This is a genomic window from Salipiger mangrovisoli, assembly GCF_015223355.1.
In the GTDB taxonomy this organism is placed as follows: Bacteria; Pseudomonadota; Alphaproteobacteria; order Rhodobacterales; family Rhodobacteraceae; genus Salipiger; species Salipiger mangrovisoli.
The window spans coordinates 288,092-305,908 of record NZ_JADFFK010000003.1 but is presented as its reverse complement, the minus strand read 5'-3'; the positions used below and the strand labels follow the sequence as shown (position 1 = coordinate 305,908).

The window sequence follows — 17,817 nt, the reverse complement described above, 5'->3', positions numbered from 1 at the left end:
GATCTTCCAGGTCGCCGACTTCGGCCTCGTCGCCGACCTCTTCACCGCCGTGCCCGAGCTGACCGAGAAGCTCTGAGTCATGCCCGGCACCAACTTCCTCGACAGCGTCGGCAGCCAATTCGACACCGCCTTCTCGGGCTTGGCGCTCGCCAAGGGTTTGCCCGAGCGTATTCGGGCAACCAATTCGCTCTATCAGGTCACGTTCGGGGTGCGGCTACGTGGGGAACTGGTGAGTTTCACCGGGTGGCGCGCGGTGCATTCCGAACATCTCGAACCGGTGAAGGGCGGCATCCGCTATGCGCCGGACGCCAACGGAGACGAGGTCGAGGCGCTGGCGGCGCTGATGACGCTGAAATGCGCGCTTGTGGGAGTGCCCTTCGGTGGCTCGAAGGGAGCCCTGCGGATCGACCCGGGCGAATGGACGGAACTCGAGCTCGAGAAGATCACCCGGCGCTTCACGCAGGAGCTGGCACGGCGCGGGCTGATCTCGCCCGGTCGCAATGTGCCCGCCCCCGACATGGGCACGGGCGAGCGCGAGATGGCTTGGATGGCCGATGAGTACCGCCGCATCTCGCCGCTCGAGACGCTGAACGCCGCGGCTTGCGTCACCGGCAAACCCTTGTCGCGCGGCGGCATTGCCGGGAGAACCGAGGCAACCGGCCGGGGCGTCGCCTATGCGCTGTCCGAGCATTATGCCACGCAGGGCCGCAGCCTCCACGATGCGCGGGTGATCGTCCAAGGGTTTGGCAATGTCGGCAGTCACGCGGCGCTGATCCTCTCGGGCGAGTTCGGCTGCAAGATCACCGGGATCATCGAACGCGAAGGCGCGCTGTTCTGCGAGGGAGGTCTCGACATCCCGGCCCTGCGCGCGCATCGCGCTGGCGGCGGCTCCTTCGCAACCAGCCCCACGGGCCGCTTCACCCTGCCCGGGCAAGAAGCACTCTGCGCCGATTGCGACGTGCTGATCCCCGCCGCCATGGAGAACGCGATCACTGCCGCGAACGCGGGTGCGATCCGGGCGAAGGTGATCGTCGAGGCGGCCAATGGCCCGATCGATGCGGCAGCCGACGCGCTTCTCATGGACCGCGGGGTCGAGATCATCCCCGATCTCTGCGCCAACGCGGGCGGGGTCGTGGTCAGTTACTTCGAGTGGGTGAAGAACCTCACCCACATGCCCTTCGGCCTCATGGAGCGGCGGATCTCGCAGCGGCGTTTCGGACATGTCGCCGACCTTATCGAGGGGCTGACACGGCAGGCCATCCCCTGCGAGGTGCGGTCCGAGCTCGCCGAAAGCGGCTCGGAGCTCGACCTTGTGCGCTCGGGCCTCGAGGACATGATGCGCGCGGCCTACCGGCGCATGGCGGCGCGTCTGCAGGAGCAACCGGAGCTGCGCTCGCTGCGGCAGGCGGGCTACGTGCTCGCGATCGAAGAGGTCGCGGGCGCCTACCGAGATCTCGGCATCTGATCCCGCCACGCCCAATCAACCGGAGAAGAACATGAGCCAGATTCAGCAGAACTTCGTCGCGGGACGTTGGCAGGCCGGGGACGGCGTCACCGAGAACCGCAACCCGGCACGCCCCGACGATCTGATCGGCCTCTATGCAAAGGCCGGACGCGAAACCGTGGATGCGGCAATCTGCGCTGCCGCCGAAGCGCAGCCCGCCTGGGCCGCCGCCTCGCCCCAGGTCCGCTCTGACGTGCTGAGCCGCGCGGGGGACATCATCCTCGCACGCCGCGAGGAAATTGCCCGGCTGCTCACCCGCGAAGAGGGCAAGACCCTGCCCGAAGCGCTTGGCGAGGTCACCCGCGCCGGCCACATCTTCCAGTTCTTCGGCGGCGAGGCGCTGCGGCTCGGCGGGCAGAAGATCGCCTCGACCCGCGCCGGCTGCGAGGTCGACGTGACGCGCGAGCCGCTCGGCGTGGTGGGGCTCATCACGCCCTGGAACTTCCCCATCGCGATCCCTGCTTGGAAGAGCGCCCCTGCGCTGGCGGCGGGCAACGCCGTGGTGCTGAAGCCCGCCGAACTCACCCCGGCCTGCGCCCACGTGATGGCGATGATCCTTGAGGAGGCCGGCTGCCCGGCCGGCGTGTTCAACCTCGTCATGGGCTCCGGCTCCGAGATTGGCAGCGCACTGGTCGAAGACCCGCGCATCGCCGCGATCTCCTTCACCGGCTCGGAGCGCGTCGGCCGGGTGATCGCACGCGGCTGCGCCGAAGGCATGAAGAAAGTTCAGCTTGAGATGGGCGGCAAGAACCCGATGGTGGTTCTGGACGATGCCGACCTCGACCTGGCGGTTGATGCCTGTGTCAACGGAGCATTCTACGCCACCGGTCAGCGCTGTACCGCGTCTTCAAGGCTCATCGTGCAGTCGGGTATTCACGACGCTTTTGTCGAGCGTCTCGAAGCGCGCCGCGCCGCGCTGGTTCTCGGTGATCCGCTGGAGCCGCAGACGCAGATCGGCCCGGTGGTCTCGGAAGCACAGCTTCAGGGCAATCTCGACTATGTCCGGCTCGCCGCTGACGAGGGCTGCGACGTGCTGGGCGGGGCTCGGCTGGACCGGCCGGGGCATTTCCAGGCCCCTGCCCTGTTCCTCGGCGCGACCAACGACATGCGCAGCAGCCGAGAAGAAATCTTCGGCCCCTGTGCCTCGGTCATCAGGGTAGCCGATTTCGACGAGGCCCTGGACACGGCCAACGACACGCGCTTCGGTCTTTCCTCGGGCATCTGCACCGGCTCCTTGAAGCACGCCACGGCATTCCGACAGAAGTCTCAGGCGGGGATGGTCATGGTCAACCTGCCCACAGCCGGCGTCGATCACCACGTGCCCTTCGGCGGGCGCAAGGCGTCGAGCCTCGGCAGCCGAGAGCAGGGGCCGATGGCCATGGAGTTCTACACAGCGGTCAAGACGGCCTACAGTTTCGCGGGCTGAGCTTCGACAAGTTTTCCTTGCCTAACTGAAGGCCTTCTTCGTTTGAGGACGCGAAGGCCGTGGGCAAGCTCCAAGGATCAACCAAATGCGGCGCCGTGACCGGCGCCGCGACGAGGCAAAAGCCCGACTGATCCAACGGAGAGCCCGACATGAAACATTCCCCTCTCATTGCCGCCCTTCTGACCTGCGTGACGGCGGCCCCGGCGCTGGCTGAAACGCATTGGACCATGGCGTCCGGCTATCCCGACAGCAGCTTCTTCACGCAGAACATTCGCCAGTTCATCGAGGCTGTCGAAGAGCGCACCGGCGGAGAGCTCAAGATCGACCTGCGCGCCAACGACAGCCTGATCAAGCTCGACGCGATTAAGCGCGCGGTGCAGTCGGGGCAGATCCAGATGGGTGAGGTCCGCCTCAGCTCTTATGGAAACGAGGCCGAGATCTTCAACCTCGACAACATTCCCGGCATCGCCAACGACTTCGGTCAGGCCTGGACGCTGATGGAGGCTCAGAAGCCCTACTTCGACGAGATGTTCGGCAAGAACGGCATGGCGGTGATCAGCTACACCGCTTGGCCCGGTCAGGGGTTCTACACCGACGCGCCGATCGAAAGCCTTGCCGATCTCGAGGACCTCAAGCTGCGCATCTATTCTCAGCAAACCCAGAAGCTCGGCGAGGAACTTGGCGCCGAGGCGATCATCCTTCCCTTTGCCGAGGTCCCGCAGGCCTTTGCCACGAATATGATCAATGCGCTCTGGACCAGTGCACAGACCGGTACCGACGTGCAGGCCTGGGACTATGTCGATACGTTCACCTACACCGGCACGATGCACCAGAAAAATGCCATCCTGGTGAACCAGCGCGCGCTCCGCGCCCTGCCGGAGGATGTGCGCGACATCGTGATCGACGAGGGCGAGAAGGCGACCGCTCGCGGCTGGGACATGGCCAAGGCCGCCGGCGACGAACGCGTCGAGGTGCTTCGCGAACACGGCATGACGATCGCAGACGCGCCCGAAGACGTGCTCGTCCGGATCACCGAGATCGGCGACATGCTGACCGAGGAATGGCTCGCCAAGGCAACGGACGACGAGAAGGCCGTCTACGAAAGCTACAAGGCGGCGCTGGAGAAATGAGCACAGCCGCCGCACCGATCCTTCGTCGGGTGCTGGACGGGCTCTACACGGCGGCGGGGTATCTCGCCGCCGCGTTCCTTGTCGGGATCGGCGTGACCATCGTCGTCCAGATCGCCTGTCGCCACCTCGGCATCACCTTCGACTCGACCGAACTCGCCGGCTTCTGCCTTGCCGCCGCGACCTTCCTCGGGCTCGCCCACACCTTCCGCTCGGGCGCCCACGTGCGCATCACCCTAGCCACCGACCGGCTGCCTCTGCGGGCCCGGCGCTTCGTCGAGATCGCCAACTGCTTGGTCGGTAGCGCCGCCATCGGCTTCCTGGCCTGGCACGCCACAGCGCTGGTGTTGCAATCCCTCGACTACCACGACGTGAGCCCGGGCCTGCTCGCCATCCCCTTCTGGATCCCTCAGGCGGGTTTTGCGCTCGGCATCGTGCTCTTCGCGCTGGCGCTGATCGACGACCTTGTGAGCCAGGTCTTCGGTGCCGCCCCCTCCTATGCCGCGGGTGACGCGGATCAGCACGCGGAGTGAAACCATGGACATGACCTTGATCGCGGGACTGACACTCGCAGTTCTGGTCTCCGGCTTCCTCGCGATGGGCGTCTGGGTGTCCGTCGCCTTGCTCGCTGTCGGCATGGTGATGATGCAGGCCTTCACGTTTGCCCCCATGGGCTCGCTCATGGCCTCGACGCTCTGGGACGCAAGCTGGGGCTGGGCGCTGACCTCGCTGCCGCTCTTCGTCTGGATGGGCGAGATCCTGTTCCGCTCGAACCTCTCGCGCGACATGTTCCGGGGCCTCGCACCCTGGGTCGGTCGCCTTCCGGGCGGGCTGCTGCACGTCAACGTCCTTGGCTGCGGCGTCATGGCGGCGATCGCCGGATCTTCCGCGGTGACCTGCGCCACCATCGGCCGGATGAGCGTGCCGGAGCTCGAGCGCCGCGGCTACCCCCTGCGCCAGACCATCGGCACGCTGGCCGGCTCCGGCACGATGGGCCTGTTGATCCCGCCCTCGATCATCATGATCGTCTACGGGGTCTCGGCCGAGCAATCCATCGCCCGGCTCTTCATCGCCGGCGTGGTGCCGGGCCTTGCGCTGATGCTGCTCTTCTCGGGCTATGTGGCGGTCTGGAGCCTGCTCAACCGCGACGCCATGCCCGACGAGCCCACCCGCACGCCGCTGCGCGAGAAGCTCCTGGCACTGCGCAGCCTTGCGCCCTCCATCGGGCTGGTCATCCTGGTGATCGGCTCGATCTACGGCGGCTTTGCCACGCCGACCGAGGCGGCGGTGATCGGGGTCGTCGGCGCGCTGCTGCTCTCGGGGGCTTACCGCACGCTGAGCTGGGCGAGCTTTCGCGACGGGCTGATGTCGGCGATGCGGACGTCCTGCATGATCTCCTTCATCATCGGGGCAGCCTCCTGCCTGTCGATCGCGGTGGCCTTCGTCGACCTGCCGCGTCAGCTGGCCGCCTGGGTCGGCACACTGGGGCTCAGCCCGATGATTCTCCTGTGCGTGCTCGGCGTGCTGATCCTGATCCTCGGGTGTTTTCTCGAAGGCATCTCGATCATCGTGCTGACCTCATCGGTGATGTTGCCGATGATCGAAGCGGCGGGGATCGACCTCGTGTGGTTCGGCATCTTTCTGGTGATCCTGATCGAGGCGGCGCAAATAACGCCGCCGGTTGGCTTCAACCTCTTCGTCATGCAGAGCCTCACCGGGCAGAACATCCTCTTCATCGCGCGGGCGGCCTTGCCGTACTTCGTGCTGCTGCTGGTGCTGCTTGGGCTGATCATCCTCTTCCCGGACATCGTTCTCGGACTTCCAAAACTCATGGGGTGAAGCCCTCGGAGGCAGCCATCTTTCGGACAAGCATAACTTGTCGATGGCTGCCTTTTCTTGATTTTTCGGCCTCCGCCCGACGGGCATCATCTTGGTGAACAGGAAAGGGATCCGGCATGCGGACCGCACTCGTCACAGGAGCCACGCGCGGCACGGGCCGTGCCTTGGCCACCGCGCTGGCAGAAGCCGGCTGGCGCGTACACGCGCTTGGTCGTGATCGGCTGGTACTGGACGAGCTGCGTGCCAGCCACGGCATCCTGCCGATGCACGCCGACCTGACCGACCGCGACCAACTGCGCGCCCTGACCGATGAGATCGAGATCGATGCTTTGGTTCACGCGGCGCTCCGCCTGCCTCATGCGGCCAGGTTTTCCGAGCTGAGTGAAGCAGATATCGACATGGCGCTCGAGGTGAATCTCTCCTCGACGCTTCACCTCAGCCACGCACTGCTGAGCGGGCTCGCCGCCAGAGGCGGCGATCTGGTGATCGCCCTGCCCGAAGGCAGCGGTCTGCTTCCCCGGACGTTGGCTGCCGCCCTCACAGAATTCGCCTCCGGCCTTGCGGCCGAGTTCCCCGATGCACCGCGCATCCACACCCTGCCTTGTGGTCCGACCCCTGTGGTCGCGGCAAGGCGGCTCCAGATGATGCTCGCGGCAAACACCACATACGGCAAAACGAGGATTTCCACAAAATGACCCGCAACGGAGGACAGCTTCTTGTCGAAAGCCTGATGGCTCTCGGTGCGACCAAGAGCTTCGGCGTGCCTGGCGAGAGCTATCTCGCCGTGCTGGACGCCCTGCACGACACGCCCGGCAAGCTCGACTACGTGCTCTGCCGCAATGAGGGCGGTGCCAGCTTCATGGCCGCGGCATACGGCAAGCTAACCGGTACGCCGGGAATCTGCATGGTGACACGCGGCCCAGGCGCCACCAATGCCTCGATCGGCGTGCACACCGCGATGCAGGACAGCGCGCCGATGATCCTCTTCGTGGGCCAGGTCGGCACCGACATGAAGGGCCGCGAGGCGTTCCAGGAGGTGGACTACAAGGCCGTGTTCGGCACCATGGCGAAGTGGGCCGTCGAGATCGACCTCGTCGAGCGCATCCCCGAGATCCTCTCGCGCGCCTGGACCGTCGCGCTCTCGGGCCGTCCCGGCCCGGTGGTCATCGCCCTGCCCGAGGACATGCTGACCTCGCTGACCTCCTCCGCTCCGCTGACCGGCCCGGTCGAGATCACCGAGGCCGAGCCCGCAGCCTCCGCCATGACCCGCCTGCGCGAGATGCTTGCCGGGGCAAAGCGACCGCTGATCCTCTATGGTGGCTGCAACTGGCGCGGTGAAGGGACCGAGCCGATGCGCCGCTTTGCCGAGGCATCCGATATCCCCGTTGTCTCGGTCTTCCGTTACCAGGACCAGTTCGACAACCGCTCCCCGGTGTTCTGCGGCGAAGCCGGAGTTGGCATGGCCCCCTCGGTCAAGAAACTCATCGCCGAGGCCGACGTGATCCTCGCGGTCAACAACCGCTTCGGCGAGAATTCTACCGACGGCTACACGCTGCTCGAAGTGCCGCAGCCGAAGCAGAAAATTGTGCACGTCCACGCCTCGGACATCGAGATCGGCAAGGTCTACCGCCCGACCCTCGGCATCCAGTCCGGCCCGAATGCCTTTGCCGCCGCGCTTGGCGCGCTGAAGCCGGTCAAGGGCGACTGGGCTGAATGGCGCAAGGCGGGCCGCGATGCATACGAGGCGGGCTTCGAGCTGCCCGACCTGCCCTCGCCCGTGGACATGGGCAAGGTCTGTGCGCTGCTGCGCGAGAAGCTGCCAGAGGATTTCATCCTGACCAACGGCGCGGGTAACTTCACCGTCTGGCCAGGCAAGTTCTTCCAGTATGGCCCCGCCGCGCGGCTGCTCGCGCCGCAGTCCGGCGCCATGGGCTACGGCCTTCCTGCCGCCGTCGCCGCCAAGGTCGCCTGCCCCGAGCGCACCGTCATCTGCTTCGCCGGCGACGGCGATTTCCAGATGAACTGCCAGGAACTCGCCTCGGCGATGCAGGCCGGCGCGCAACCCATCGTGCTGGTGCTCAACAACGGCATCTATGGCACCATCCGAGCCCACCAGGAACGCCACTACCCGGCGCGCGTCTCGGGCACGACGATGGAAAACCCCGACTTCGTCACGCTCGCAAAGGCTTACGACTTCCACGCCGAGCGGGTCGAGACGACCGACGACTTCGCCGCCGCTTTCGACCGGGCCCTCGCCTCGAAGACAGGCGCGCTGCTCGAGCTCAACATTTCTCCCGAGGCGCTCACCCCGCGCCAGACCCTCAGCCAGATGCGCGAGGCTGCGCTCGCAGCCCGGAAGGACCCCGCATGACCAGATCCGACATCCGCCTCGGTGCCGACATCGGCGGCACCTTCACCGACATCGCACTGGACATGCGCGGCACGCTCTACTCGACCAAGGTGCTGACCAACTACGGCAACCCGGAACAGGCGATCCTCGACGGCATGGAAATCGTCTGTGCCGACGCGGGCATCAGCTTCGGTGATATCGACATCGTCATCCACGGCACCACGCTTGCCACCAACGCGCTGATCGAGCGCCGTGGCGCACGCACCGCGCTGGTCACAACCGAGGGTTTCCGGGACGTCATCGAGATGCGGACCGAGAACCGCTTCGAGCAATACGACCTCAACCTCAAGCTGCCGACCCCGCTGATCCCGCGCGAGGACCGTTTCGCGGTCAAGGGCCGGATGAACGCCAAGGGCGCCGAGATCCAGCCGCTCGACGAGGCGGCGCTCGAGGCGCTGGCGGACACCATCAAGGCCGAGGGTTTCGGTGCCGTCGCCATCGGCTTCATCCATTCCTACCTGAACCCCGCCCACGAGGAACGCGCCCGCGAGATCCTCGGCGCAAAGCTCGACGTGCCGATCTCCATTTCCGCCGAGGTCTCGCCGCAGATGCGCGAGTTCGAGCGCTTCAACACGGTCTGCGCCAACGCCTACGTACGCCCGCAGATGGCCGATTACCTTGGCCGCCTGCAGGACCGGCTGAAGGAGATGGGGGCTTCCTGCCCTGTCTTCATGATCCACTCCGGTGGCGGGCTGATCTCGGTCGAGACGGCGGCCGAGTTCCCCGTGCGCCTGGTGGAATCCGGGCCCGCGGGCGGCGCGATCTTCGCCGCCGACGTGGCGCGGCGCTTCGGTCTCGACCGCGTGGTCAGCTACGACATGGGCGGCACCACCGCCAAGATCTGCCTGATCGAGGACTTCCAGCCGCAGACCGCGCGCACCTTCGAGGTCGCCCGCACCTACCGCTTCTGCAAGGGCTCGGGCATGCCAATCTCGATCCCGGTGATCGAGATGATCGAGATCGGCGCGGGCGGCGGCTCGATCGCCTGGGTCGACGCCATGGGCCGCATCCAGACCGGCCCGGAAAGCGCCGCTTCGGAACCAGGCCCGGCCTGCTACGGCCGCGGCGGCGACCGCCCCGCAATCACCGACGCCGACCTCGTGCTCGGCAAGCTCGACCCCGACAATTTCGCCGGCGGCAAGATCAAGCTCCGGACCGATGCCTCCCGTGCTGCGATCACGCGCGATGTCGGCGACAAGCTCTCGCTCGATGCCCAGGCCGCCGCCTTCGGCATCGTCGAGGTGGTCGACGAGAACATGGCCAACGCCGCCCGCGTGCACGCGGTCGAGAACGGCAAGGCCATCGGCGAGAACATCATGATCGCCTTCGGCGGCGCCGCCCCGCTGCATGCCGCGCGCCTGTGCGAAAAGCTCGGCGTCGACCAGTGCCTCATTCCGCGCGGTGCGGGTGTCGGCTCGGCCATCGGGTTCCTCAAGGCACCCTTCGGCTACGAGGCGCTGGCCTCAAAGATCATGCCGCTCTCGGGCTTCGACGCGAAGGCGCTGAACGCGCTGCTGGACGAGTTGAAGCAGACCGCCGAGAGCTTCGTGCGCGCCGGCACCGAGGGCGAGATCACCCGGGAGATCACCGCCTTCATGCGCTACGCCGGGCAAGGCTGGGAGATCCCCGTCACCCTGCCCGACCGCGCCTTCGCGCCGGGTGATCACTGCGGCATCGAAACGGCCTTCAAGCAGCGCTACGCGCAGTTCTTCGGCCGGGCCGTGGAAGGGCCGGAGATCGAGTTCGTCACCTTCTCGGTCAAGGCGCAGGACATCATGGCCGCCCCCGAGACCGTGGCGCTCGACACCTCGGGCAAGGTCCGCGACGTCAGCCCCTGCCGCGAGGTCTTCGACCCTGCAACGGGCGCGCCGATGCAGACCCTGATCGCCGAGCGCGAGACGCTGCTGCCCGGCGACCGCATTGCCGGTCCCGCGGTGATTGTCGAGCGCGAGACCTCGACCGTCGTCACCTCTCCCTTCGCTGCCGTGATCCAACCCGACGGCACCATCCTTCTCGTGCGGAAAGGACCGAAAGCATGAGCCAAGTCGATGAAATCCGCATGCAGGTCATGTGGAACCGCCTGATCTCGGTCGTCGAGGAACAGGCGCTCACCCTGCTGCGCACCGCCTTTTCGACCTCGGTCCGCGAGGCGGGCGATCTGTCCGCCGGCGTCTTCGACCCGCGCGGCCAGATGCTGGCGCAGGCGGTCACGGGTACGCCGGGTCACGTGAACACCATGGCCGAGGCGGTGCTGCACTTCATCGCCGAGATCCCGCGCGAACAGATGTTCGCGGGCGACACCTACGTGACCAACGACCCATGGAAGGGCACCGGCCACCTGCACGACATCACCATGGTCTCGCCCTCCTTCAAGGGCGACGAACTGGTCGGCTTCTTCGCCTGCACGGCGCATGTCGTCGATGTGGGCGGGCGCGGCTTCGGCGCCGACGGCAAGTCGGTCTACGAGGAAGGCATCCAGATCCCGATCATGAAGTTCGCCGAGCGCGGCGAGGTCAACCGCACGCTGCTGGCCATGCTGCGCGCCAACGTGCGCGAGCCGAACCAGGTGATCGGCGACTTCTACTCGCTCGCGGCCTGCAACGACGTCGGCCACAAGCGGCTGATCGAGATGCTGGACGAGGTGGGCTTTGCCAACCTCGACGAGCTGGGCGACTTCATCTTCTCGCGCACCCGCACCGCGGTGATGGAGCGTCTGGCCGAGCTGCCGAAGGGCACATGGTCGAACGAGATGCTGACCGACGGCTATGACACGCCGATCCGGCTGACCGCCGAGATCGAGATCGCGGGCGACAAGGTGAACGTCGACTTCGCCGGGTCCGACGGCATGTCCCCCTGGGGCATCAACGTGCCGCTGATCTACACCAAGGCCTATGCCTGCTACGCGATCAAATGCGTGGTCGCGCCGGACATCCCCAACAACTCTGCCTCGCTCGCGGCCTTCGACGTCTCTTCGCCGGTCAACATCCTCAACGCCGAGCGGCCCGCCCCTGTATCGCTGCGCCACGTCATCGGCCACATGGTGCCCGATCTCGTGCTGGGGGCGCTGGCCAAGGCGCTGCCCGGCAAGATCCTCGCCGAAGGCGCGGGGGCGCTGTGGAACATTCACATTTCCGCCCGCCCCGAAAAGGGCAAGGAGGGCGAGCGCGCCGAGGTGCTGATGTTCAACTCGGGCGGCATGGGTGCCCGACCGGGGCTCGACGGGCTCTCGGCCACCGCTTTCCCCTCGGGGGTGCACACCATGCCGATCGAGGCGACCGAGCACACCGGCCCCGTCGTCATCTGGCGCAAGGAGCTGCGCCCGGACTCCGGCGGCGACGGCGAGTTCCGCGGCGGCCTCGGCCAGATCATCGAGATCGGTGCCGCCGAGGGCCACGAGTTCGACTTCTCGGCCATGTTCGACCGGGTGACGCAGGCCGCGCGCGGCCGCGACGGCGGACATGACGGCGCGCCGGGCTCGGTGGCGCTGGACGATGGCACCAAGCTGCGCCCCAAGGGCTGGCAGCACGTGCCCGCCGGCAAGCGCCTGATCCTCAACCTGCCCGGCGGCGGCGGCTTCGGCGCCCCCGAAGCGCGTGATCCCGAAGCCCGCACCACAGACCTGCGCAAGGGCTATCTCACTAGAGGCAAGAAATGACCCATATCGCGACCCGCCTTTCGGTGGTCAAACCCTCGGCCTCCATGGCCGTCAGCCAGGCTGCGAAGGACCTTGCCGCCACCGGTGTCGACGTGATCGACCTCGGGCTCGGCGAGCCAGACTTCGCGGCACCGGCACATGTGACCGAGATCGCCTTTGCCGAGGCGCGTGCCAACCGGATGCTCTACACCGCCTCGCTCGGCACTCCGGACCTGCGCCGCGCCGTCTGCGAGAAGTTCCGCCGCGAAAACGGCCTCGAGTATTCAGTTGACGAGATCGCGGTGGCCAACGGTGCCAAGCAGATCATCTTCAACGCCCTTATGGCAACGGTGGACGAGGGTGACGAGCTGATCCTGCCCGCGCCCTACTTCGTCTCCTACCCCGAGATGGCAAAACTCTTCGGCGGCGTGCCGGTCACCCCGGCCTGCCCGGCCGAAAGCGGCTTCCGCCTGACGCCCGAGGTGCTCGAGGCGGCAATCACCCCGCGCACCCGCTGGCTCTTCCTCAACATGCCCGGCAACCCCTCGGGCGCGGTCTATTCGCGCGCCCAGCTCGAGGCGCTCGGCGCGGTTCTCGACCGTCATCCGCAGGTGATGATCCTGTCGGACGAGATCTACGAGCACATCACCTTCGACGGGCGCGCCTTCGTCTCCGTCGGCGCCGCCTGCCCGCAGCTTCGCGACCGCACGCTGATCGTCAACGGCGTGTCGAAGGCCTATGCGATGACCGGCTGGCGGGTCGGCTACGCCGCGGGTCCGCGCGACCTGATCAAGGCCATGGCGACGGTTCAGAGCCAGTCGTGCACCTCGGTCAGCGCCCCCGCGCAGCGCGCTGCGCAGGCTGCGCTGGAAGGGCCGCAGGACGAAGTTCAGTCCTTCCGCGAAGCCTTCGAGCGCCGCCGGAACATGGTGGTCGAGGGCATCCGGCAAATCAACGCGCTGACCCTCGACCCGCCCGAAGGCGCGTTCTATGCCTACATCGGCTGCGCCGCGCTGATCGGCGCGCACACCCCGTCGGGGACCGTGCTGGAGGATGACGTGGCGGTTGCGAAGTACCTTCTCGATGTCGCGCATGTCGCCGCCGTACCCGGCACCGCCTACGGGCTCTCGCCCTATTTCCGCATCTCGACCGCGACCTCCGAGGCAGAGCTTTCCGAAGCCGTGTCCCGCATCGCGCGCGCCGTTGCGCAACTTGACCGCTGAGGCTGGACAGATGAGCAAACCCTACAAGAAAATCCTGATCACCGGCGCCGCAGGGCGCCTTGGCACCGAGCTCCGGCGTGGCCTTGCGCCGCTGGCCGAAACGCTGGTGCTGGCCGACCGCGTGGCCTGCGAGAACCTCCAGCCCAACGAACAGGGACTGGTCTTCGACCTTGCCGACGAGGCCGCCACCGTGGCGGCGACCGAGGGCTGCGATGCCATCGTGCACATGGGCGGCGCACCGCTCGAGAGGCCCTGGGAAGAGATCCTCGACAGCAATATCCGCGGCTCCTACCACATCTACGAGGGCGCCCGGAAACACGGCGTGAAGCGCGTGGTCTATGCGTCCTCGGTCCATGCCATCGGCTATCATGGCATCAACGACGGCATCGATGCCGATGCCAAGCCGCGGCCCGACAGCCTTTACGGCGTGTCGAAATGCTTCGTGGAGTCGCTCGCGAGCCTCTACTGGGACAAGTTCGGCATCGAGAGCGCCTGCATTCGCATCTTCTCGTCCTTCCCCGAGCCCGCCGATCGCCGGATGCTCTGGTCCTGGCTGTCCTTCGACGACTGCATCCGCCTCGTCACCGCATGCCTGACCACGCCGCACCTCGGCCACACGATCACCGCCGGCATGTCCGACAACAAGGTCAAGCCGGTGAACATGAGCAACTCGGGTTTCCTCGGCTATCAGCCGCAGGACAGCTCGGAGCCCTATCGCGAGGCGATGGAGGCGAAGACCGAGCCGGCCGATCCCAACGACCCGGCAACCCATCGGATCGGCGGCTGGTTCGTCAACCTCGGCCACCCCAACGACGAGGCCGCGGAATGAAACAGCACTACGACGTGGTCATCGTCGGCGGCGCGGTGATCGGCTCGGCCGTCGCTTATTACCTGACCGCCAATCCCGATTTCACCGGCTCGGTGCTCGTGGTCGAGAAGGATCCGACGTACCTGAAGGCATCCACCTCGCTGTCGTCCTCGTCGATCCGCACCCAGTTCTCGAACCCGATCAACGTGAAGATCAGCCAGTACGGCTCGGAAATCATCCGCAACTTCGGCAAGATGATGGAGGTGGATGGCGACAAGCCCGATCTCAACTTCCATTCCGGCGGCTACCTCTTCCTGGCGAACACGCCCGAGCAGGTGCAGATCCTGAGGGACAACCACGCGGCGCAAGTGTCCTGCGGCGCGGATGTCGTTCTTTGGAACCGCGACGAGTTGGCCAGTGCCTTCCCGCATATTCGGGTCGACGACATCGCGCTGGCCTCCTACGGGCGCTCGGGCGAGGGCTGGTTCAACAACACCGGCCTCATGTACGGCTTCCGCAACAAGGCGCGGTCACAGGGTGCCGAATACGTCACCGACCAGGTTGTCGGGATCAACCGTGAAGGCAGCCGGGTCACCTCGGTCACGCTGGCATCGGGCGCGGTGATCGAGGCCGGCACGGTGGTGAACGCCTCGGGCCCGCGTGCGGCAAGGACCGCCCGCATGGCCGGGCTCGACATCCCCGTCGAGCCGCGCAAGCGCACGCTTTTCGTTTTCGACTGCGCCAAGACCCCCGAGGGAAGTGCAACCCTGAATGACGGCCGCCTGCCTCTGATGATCGACCCGTCGGGCGTCTTCTGCCGCCCAGAGGGCAAGTTCTTCCTCACAGGGTGCCCGCCGATCGACGATCCTGCTGTCGATTGGGACGATTTCGATCCGCGCTACGACGAGTTCGAAGAGATCATCTGGCCGGCCCTCGCCGAGCGCTCGGAGTCCTTCGAGGCGATCAAGGTGGTGAACCAATGGGCCGGGCATTATGCCTTCAACACGCTCGACCACAACATGGTCGTCGGGGCTCACCCCGAGGTCGGCAACTTCATCTTCGCCAACGGCTTTTCCGGCCATGGCCTGCAACAAGGTCCGGCCACCGGACGCGGCGTTTCGGAGTTGATCATCTACGGCGGTTTCCGCACTCTCGACCTCAGTGAAGTCGGCTTCGAGCGCATCGTGGCCGGTCGGCCGTTCCTCGAGCGGGCGGTCATCTGACGGACGGAGACAGACACATGGGACAGGCGCATTGGGAAGGCTCTGAAAGATGAGCACGCGATCGGTGCGCCTGCCCCCGCTCAACTCGTTGCGGGTGTTCTCCTCGGTGATGAAACACGGCAGCTTCCGCGCCGCGGCGGACGAGCTTCTGGTGACGCCGCAGGCGGTGAGCCAGCAGATCAAGCTGCTCGAGGACATGCTCCAGGTCGAGCTTTTCCAGCGCAAGGGCCGGGTGATCGAGCCGACCGAGCAGGCGATCCTCTTCTCGCATTTCGTGCGCGCGGGGTTCGACGAGTTCACCGAAGGCGTGCGCCGGGTCACCAACGCGACCTACCGCAACCGCATCAACATCAACGTCAGCCCCTATTTCGCCACACGCTACCTGATGGAGCGGCTCGAACACTTCCGCGAGCGTATGCCCGGTGCCGATCTGCGGCTGACCACCATGGTCGAGCTTCCCGATTTCGCTGCGGACGAGGTCGATGCCTCTATCCAATGGGGATTTGGCCGCTGGAAGGATGTCGACGTGACGCTGCTGGTGCATGACCCCAAGATCATCTGCTGCGCGCCCGAGTTGGCCGCGAAGGTGAAGACCCCCGCGGACCTGGTGAACCACACGCTTTTGCATCCGGTACTGGCGCGGTCGCACTGGCAGCGCGTGCTCTCGCACCTTGGAGTGCCCTCGCGCGAGGCCGCGGGCGAGATCGAATTCCAGGACGCCGCGACCATGCGGCGCGGGACGATCTCGGGCCTCGGGATCGGCCTTGTTTCGCGCATCGACGCTCTGGACGACCTGGAGTCAGGCAAGCTTGTAGCGCCGCTCGGGCTCGATATTCTCGCGGATATGCCCGAGGGCGATATTCCCGGCTTTTACCTCGTGCTGCCCAAAGCGCACCGGAGGGTGAAGACGATCGCTGCGTTCTGCGACTGGATTGCCTCAGAAGACTGGGCTGCCCTGCTCGAAGCGGACTGATCTTCAAGCTATCCTTGCCGGTAAGGCAAGTTTGCGGGGCTTTGTGGCCGCCCACGTTCGAAGATACCGGATGGGTTGCCCAAGCAAAACTTGTCTATCTTCGATCTTTCTTGATTTTGAGACTCTCGCCCCTGCGGCAAGCTCGCTCCAATCAACACGGAAAGGGCGCCATGAAGAGGGCATTGGTCACAGGAGCGACCAGCGGCGTGGGCCGCGCATTGGTCGAAGCGCTGCGCGACGAGGGCTATCTCGTGCTCGCGCTGGGGCGCAACAAGGCCGCCCTCGAAGAGCTGGGACGGTTCGAGAATGTCACGCCCGTGGGCGTCGATCTTGCGGACGTGGACGCCGTGACCGCAACGCTCAAGGGAGTCGAGGTCGACGTTCTTGTGAACAATGCCGGGCTGATGCCTCCTCCAGGGCCGTTCCAGGATCTTGACCCGGCCGAGATCGGCAAGGCGGTCAGCCTCAACGTCACGGCCCAGCTCGCACTCACCCGGCTGGTCGTGCCGGGCATGTGCACGCGCGGCAGCGGGCACGTGGTCTTCACGGGTTCGATCTCCGGGCATGCGCCTTATGCGAACATGGCGATCTACTGCGCCACCAAGGCCGCGATCGGCGGCTTCGCACAGGCGCTGCGGCTCGATCTGGCGGACCATGGCGTGCGCGTCACCGAGATCGTCGCAGGCCGGATCGAAACGGCGCTCTACAAGGACGTGTTGAGCGCAGAGGCCCGCGCCGGCATGTACCGGCCCGGCACCACGCTTCAGCCCGAGGACGTGTCGCGCATGGTCGTCGCCGTGCTGGCGATGCCGCCGCATGTCGACGTGTCGCGCTTCGACATACTCCCCGCCCGCATCACCCCCGCCAAGGAGGCAAACACATGAAGGGACTTTCCGTGGTCATCGTCGGAGGCGGCGCCGGGCTCGGCGCTCTGATCGGTGACATGGCCGTGGCCGAGGGCGCAGCGGCGCTCGGGATCATCGATATCAACGCCGAGGCCGCGGAAGCGGCGCTTGCCCCGGCGCGCGCCAAGGGGCTGCCCTGCGCCTTCGCCTCCGCCGACATCCGCAACGGGCCGGACGCCCATGCGGCCTTCGAAGCGGTTGCTGCCCAGCTCGGCCGCGTCGACACGCTGGTGAACTCCGCCGCGATCTTCCCGCGCAAGCCCCTGCTCGAGATCACCGATGCCGACTGGGATGCGTCGAATGCGGTCAACGTGAAGGGCACGTACCACATGATGGTCGCCGCCGTGCGCCACATGCAGAGCCAGGAGCGCAAGGACGAGGTGCGCGGGCGGATCGTCAACATCACCTCGGTGGACGCCTTCAAGGCGCACCCGCAGAACGCCCATTACGCCGCCACCAAGGCCGCCGTGGTCAGCCTCACCCGCAGCTTCGCGCATGAGGTCGCCCCCGAAGGCATTCTCGTGAACTCGGTCGCGCCCGCCGGCATGGCCACCGAGAAGGCCAAGCAGCTCGGCTTCCTGGGCGAGCTCGCCAAGGCCAGCCCGCTTGGTCGCGGCGGCACTCCGCGCGAGATCGCCGAATGGGTGCTGATGACCGGCGGTCCGAAGAACACCTACATGACCGGTGAAAACGTCATCGTCTCGGGTGGCTACATCTACGCCTGAGACCGATACGCGCCCGGGCG

General features: G+C 66.4%; 15 protein-coding genes and 1 pseudogene. All 16 read left to right on the top strand.

All coding sequences use genetic code 11. The annotated features are described in order from the left end of the window. Positions 1 to 76: pseudogene (locus IQ782_RS06435) on the top strand (electron transfer flavoprotein subunit alpha); the annotation flags it as partial. 3 nt (positions 77 to 79) lie between these two features. Further along, positions 80 to 1,465 carry a Glu/Leu/Phe/Val family dehydrogenase gene (locus tag IQ782_RS06430; RefSeq protein WP_194133788.1) on the top strand — a complete coding sequence of 462 codons (1,386 nt, stop codon included), beginning with the start codon at positions 80 to 82 and terminating at the stop codon, positions 1,463 to 1,465. Positions 1,466 to 1,496: 31 nt separating this feature from the next. Beyond that, positions 1,497 to 2,930 carry an aldehyde dehydrogenase family protein gene (locus IQ782_RS06425; protein WP_194133787.1) on the top strand — a complete coding sequence of 478 codons (1,434 nt, stop codon included), beginning with the start codon at positions 1,497 to 1,499 and terminating at the stop codon, positions 2,928 to 2,930. A gap of 149 nt (positions 2,931 to 3,079) precedes the next feature. Further along, entirely contained in the window at positions 3,080 to 4,060 is a 981-nt protein-coding gene (locus IQ782_RS06420) for a TRAP transporter substrate-binding protein (protein ID WP_194133786.1), read from the top strand. Beyond that, positions 4,057 to 4,590 carry a TRAP transporter small permease gene (locus IQ782_RS06415; protein WP_194133785.1) on the top strand — a complete coding sequence of 178 codons (534 nt, stop codon included), beginning with the start codon at positions 4,057 to 4,059 and terminating at the stop codon, positions 4,588 to 4,590. The genes IQ782_RS06420 and IQ782_RS06415 overlap by 4 nt, the downstream gene beginning before the upstream one ends. 4 nt (positions 4,591 to 4,594) lie before the next feature. Further along, complete coding sequence (locus IQ782_RS06410; protein ID WP_194133784.1) at positions 4,595 to 5,896, top strand: TRAP transporter large permease; 1,302 nt, start codon at positions 4,595 to 4,597, stop codon at positions 5,894 to 5,896. 116 nt (positions 5,897 to 6,012) lie between these two features. Beyond that, entirely contained in the window at positions 6,013 to 6,591 is a 579-nt protein-coding gene (locus tag IQ782_RS06405) for an SDR family NAD(P)-dependent oxidoreductase (RefSeq protein ID WP_194133783.1), read from the top strand. Beyond that, complete coding sequence (locus tag IQ782_RS06400; RefSeq protein WP_194133782.1) at positions 6,588 to 8,267, top strand: thiamine pyrophosphate-binding protein; 1,680 nt, start codon at positions 6,588 to 6,590, stop codon at positions 8,265 to 8,267. Before IQ782_RS06405 ends, IQ782_RS06400 begins: the two co-directional genes overlap by 4 nt. Next, a complete protein-coding gene (locus IQ782_RS06395; protein WP_194133781.1) occupies positions 8,264 to 10,345 on the top strand; it encodes a hydantoinase/oxoprolinase family protein in 2,082 nt (693 codons plus the stop codon). The genes IQ782_RS06400 and IQ782_RS06395 overlap by 4 nt, the downstream gene beginning before the upstream one ends. Next, entirely contained in the window at positions 10,342 to 11,961 is a 1,620-nt protein-coding gene (locus tag IQ782_RS06390; protein ID WP_194133780.1) for a hydantoinase B/oxoprolinase family protein, read from the top strand. Before IQ782_RS06395 ends, IQ782_RS06390 begins: the two co-directional genes overlap by 4 nt. Then, positions 11,958 to 13,163, top strand: a complete 1,206-nt coding sequence (locus IQ782_RS06385; RefSeq protein WP_194133779.1) for a pyridoxal phosphate-dependent aminotransferase — start codon at positions 11,958 to 11,960, stop codon at positions 13,161 to 13,163. The genes IQ782_RS06390 and IQ782_RS06385 overlap by 4 nt, the downstream gene beginning before the upstream one ends. A 10-nt stretch (positions 13,164 to 13,173) precedes the next feature. Further along, positions 13,174 to 13,992: an NAD-dependent epimerase/dehydratase family protein gene (locus IQ782_RS06380; RefSeq protein ID WP_194133778.1), complete on the top strand. Its 819-nt coding sequence runs from the start codon at positions 13,174 to 13,176 to the stop codon at positions 13,990 to 13,992. Then, complete coding sequence (locus IQ782_RS06375; protein WP_194133777.1) at positions 13,989 to 15,194, top strand: NAD(P)/FAD-dependent oxidoreductase; 1,206 nt, start codon at positions 13,989 to 13,991, stop codon at positions 15,192 to 15,194. The genes IQ782_RS06380 and IQ782_RS06375 overlap by 4 nt, the downstream gene beginning before the upstream one ends. Before the next feature lie 49 nt (positions 15,195 to 15,243). Further along, positions 15,244 to 16,167 carry a LysR substrate-binding domain-containing protein gene (locus IQ782_RS06370; RefSeq protein WP_194133776.1) on the top strand — a complete coding sequence of 308 codons (924 nt, stop codon included), beginning with the start codon at positions 15,244 to 15,246 and terminating at the stop codon, positions 16,165 to 16,167. Positions 16,168 to 16,337: 170 nt separating this feature from the next. Then, complete coding sequence (locus tag IQ782_RS06365; protein ID WP_194133775.1) at positions 16,338 to 17,051, top strand: SDR family oxidoreductase; 714 nt, start codon at positions 16,338 to 16,340, stop codon at positions 17,049 to 17,051. Further along, positions 17,048 to 17,797 (top strand): SDR family NAD(P)-dependent oxidoreductase, encoded by a 750-nt coding sequence (locus IQ782_RS06360; protein ID WP_194133774.1) that lies wholly within the window; start codon positions 17,048 to 17,050, stop codon positions 17,795 to 17,797. The genes IQ782_RS06365 and IQ782_RS06360 overlap by 4 nt, the downstream gene beginning before the upstream one ends. Positions 17,798 to 17,817: the final 20 nt, after the last annotated feature.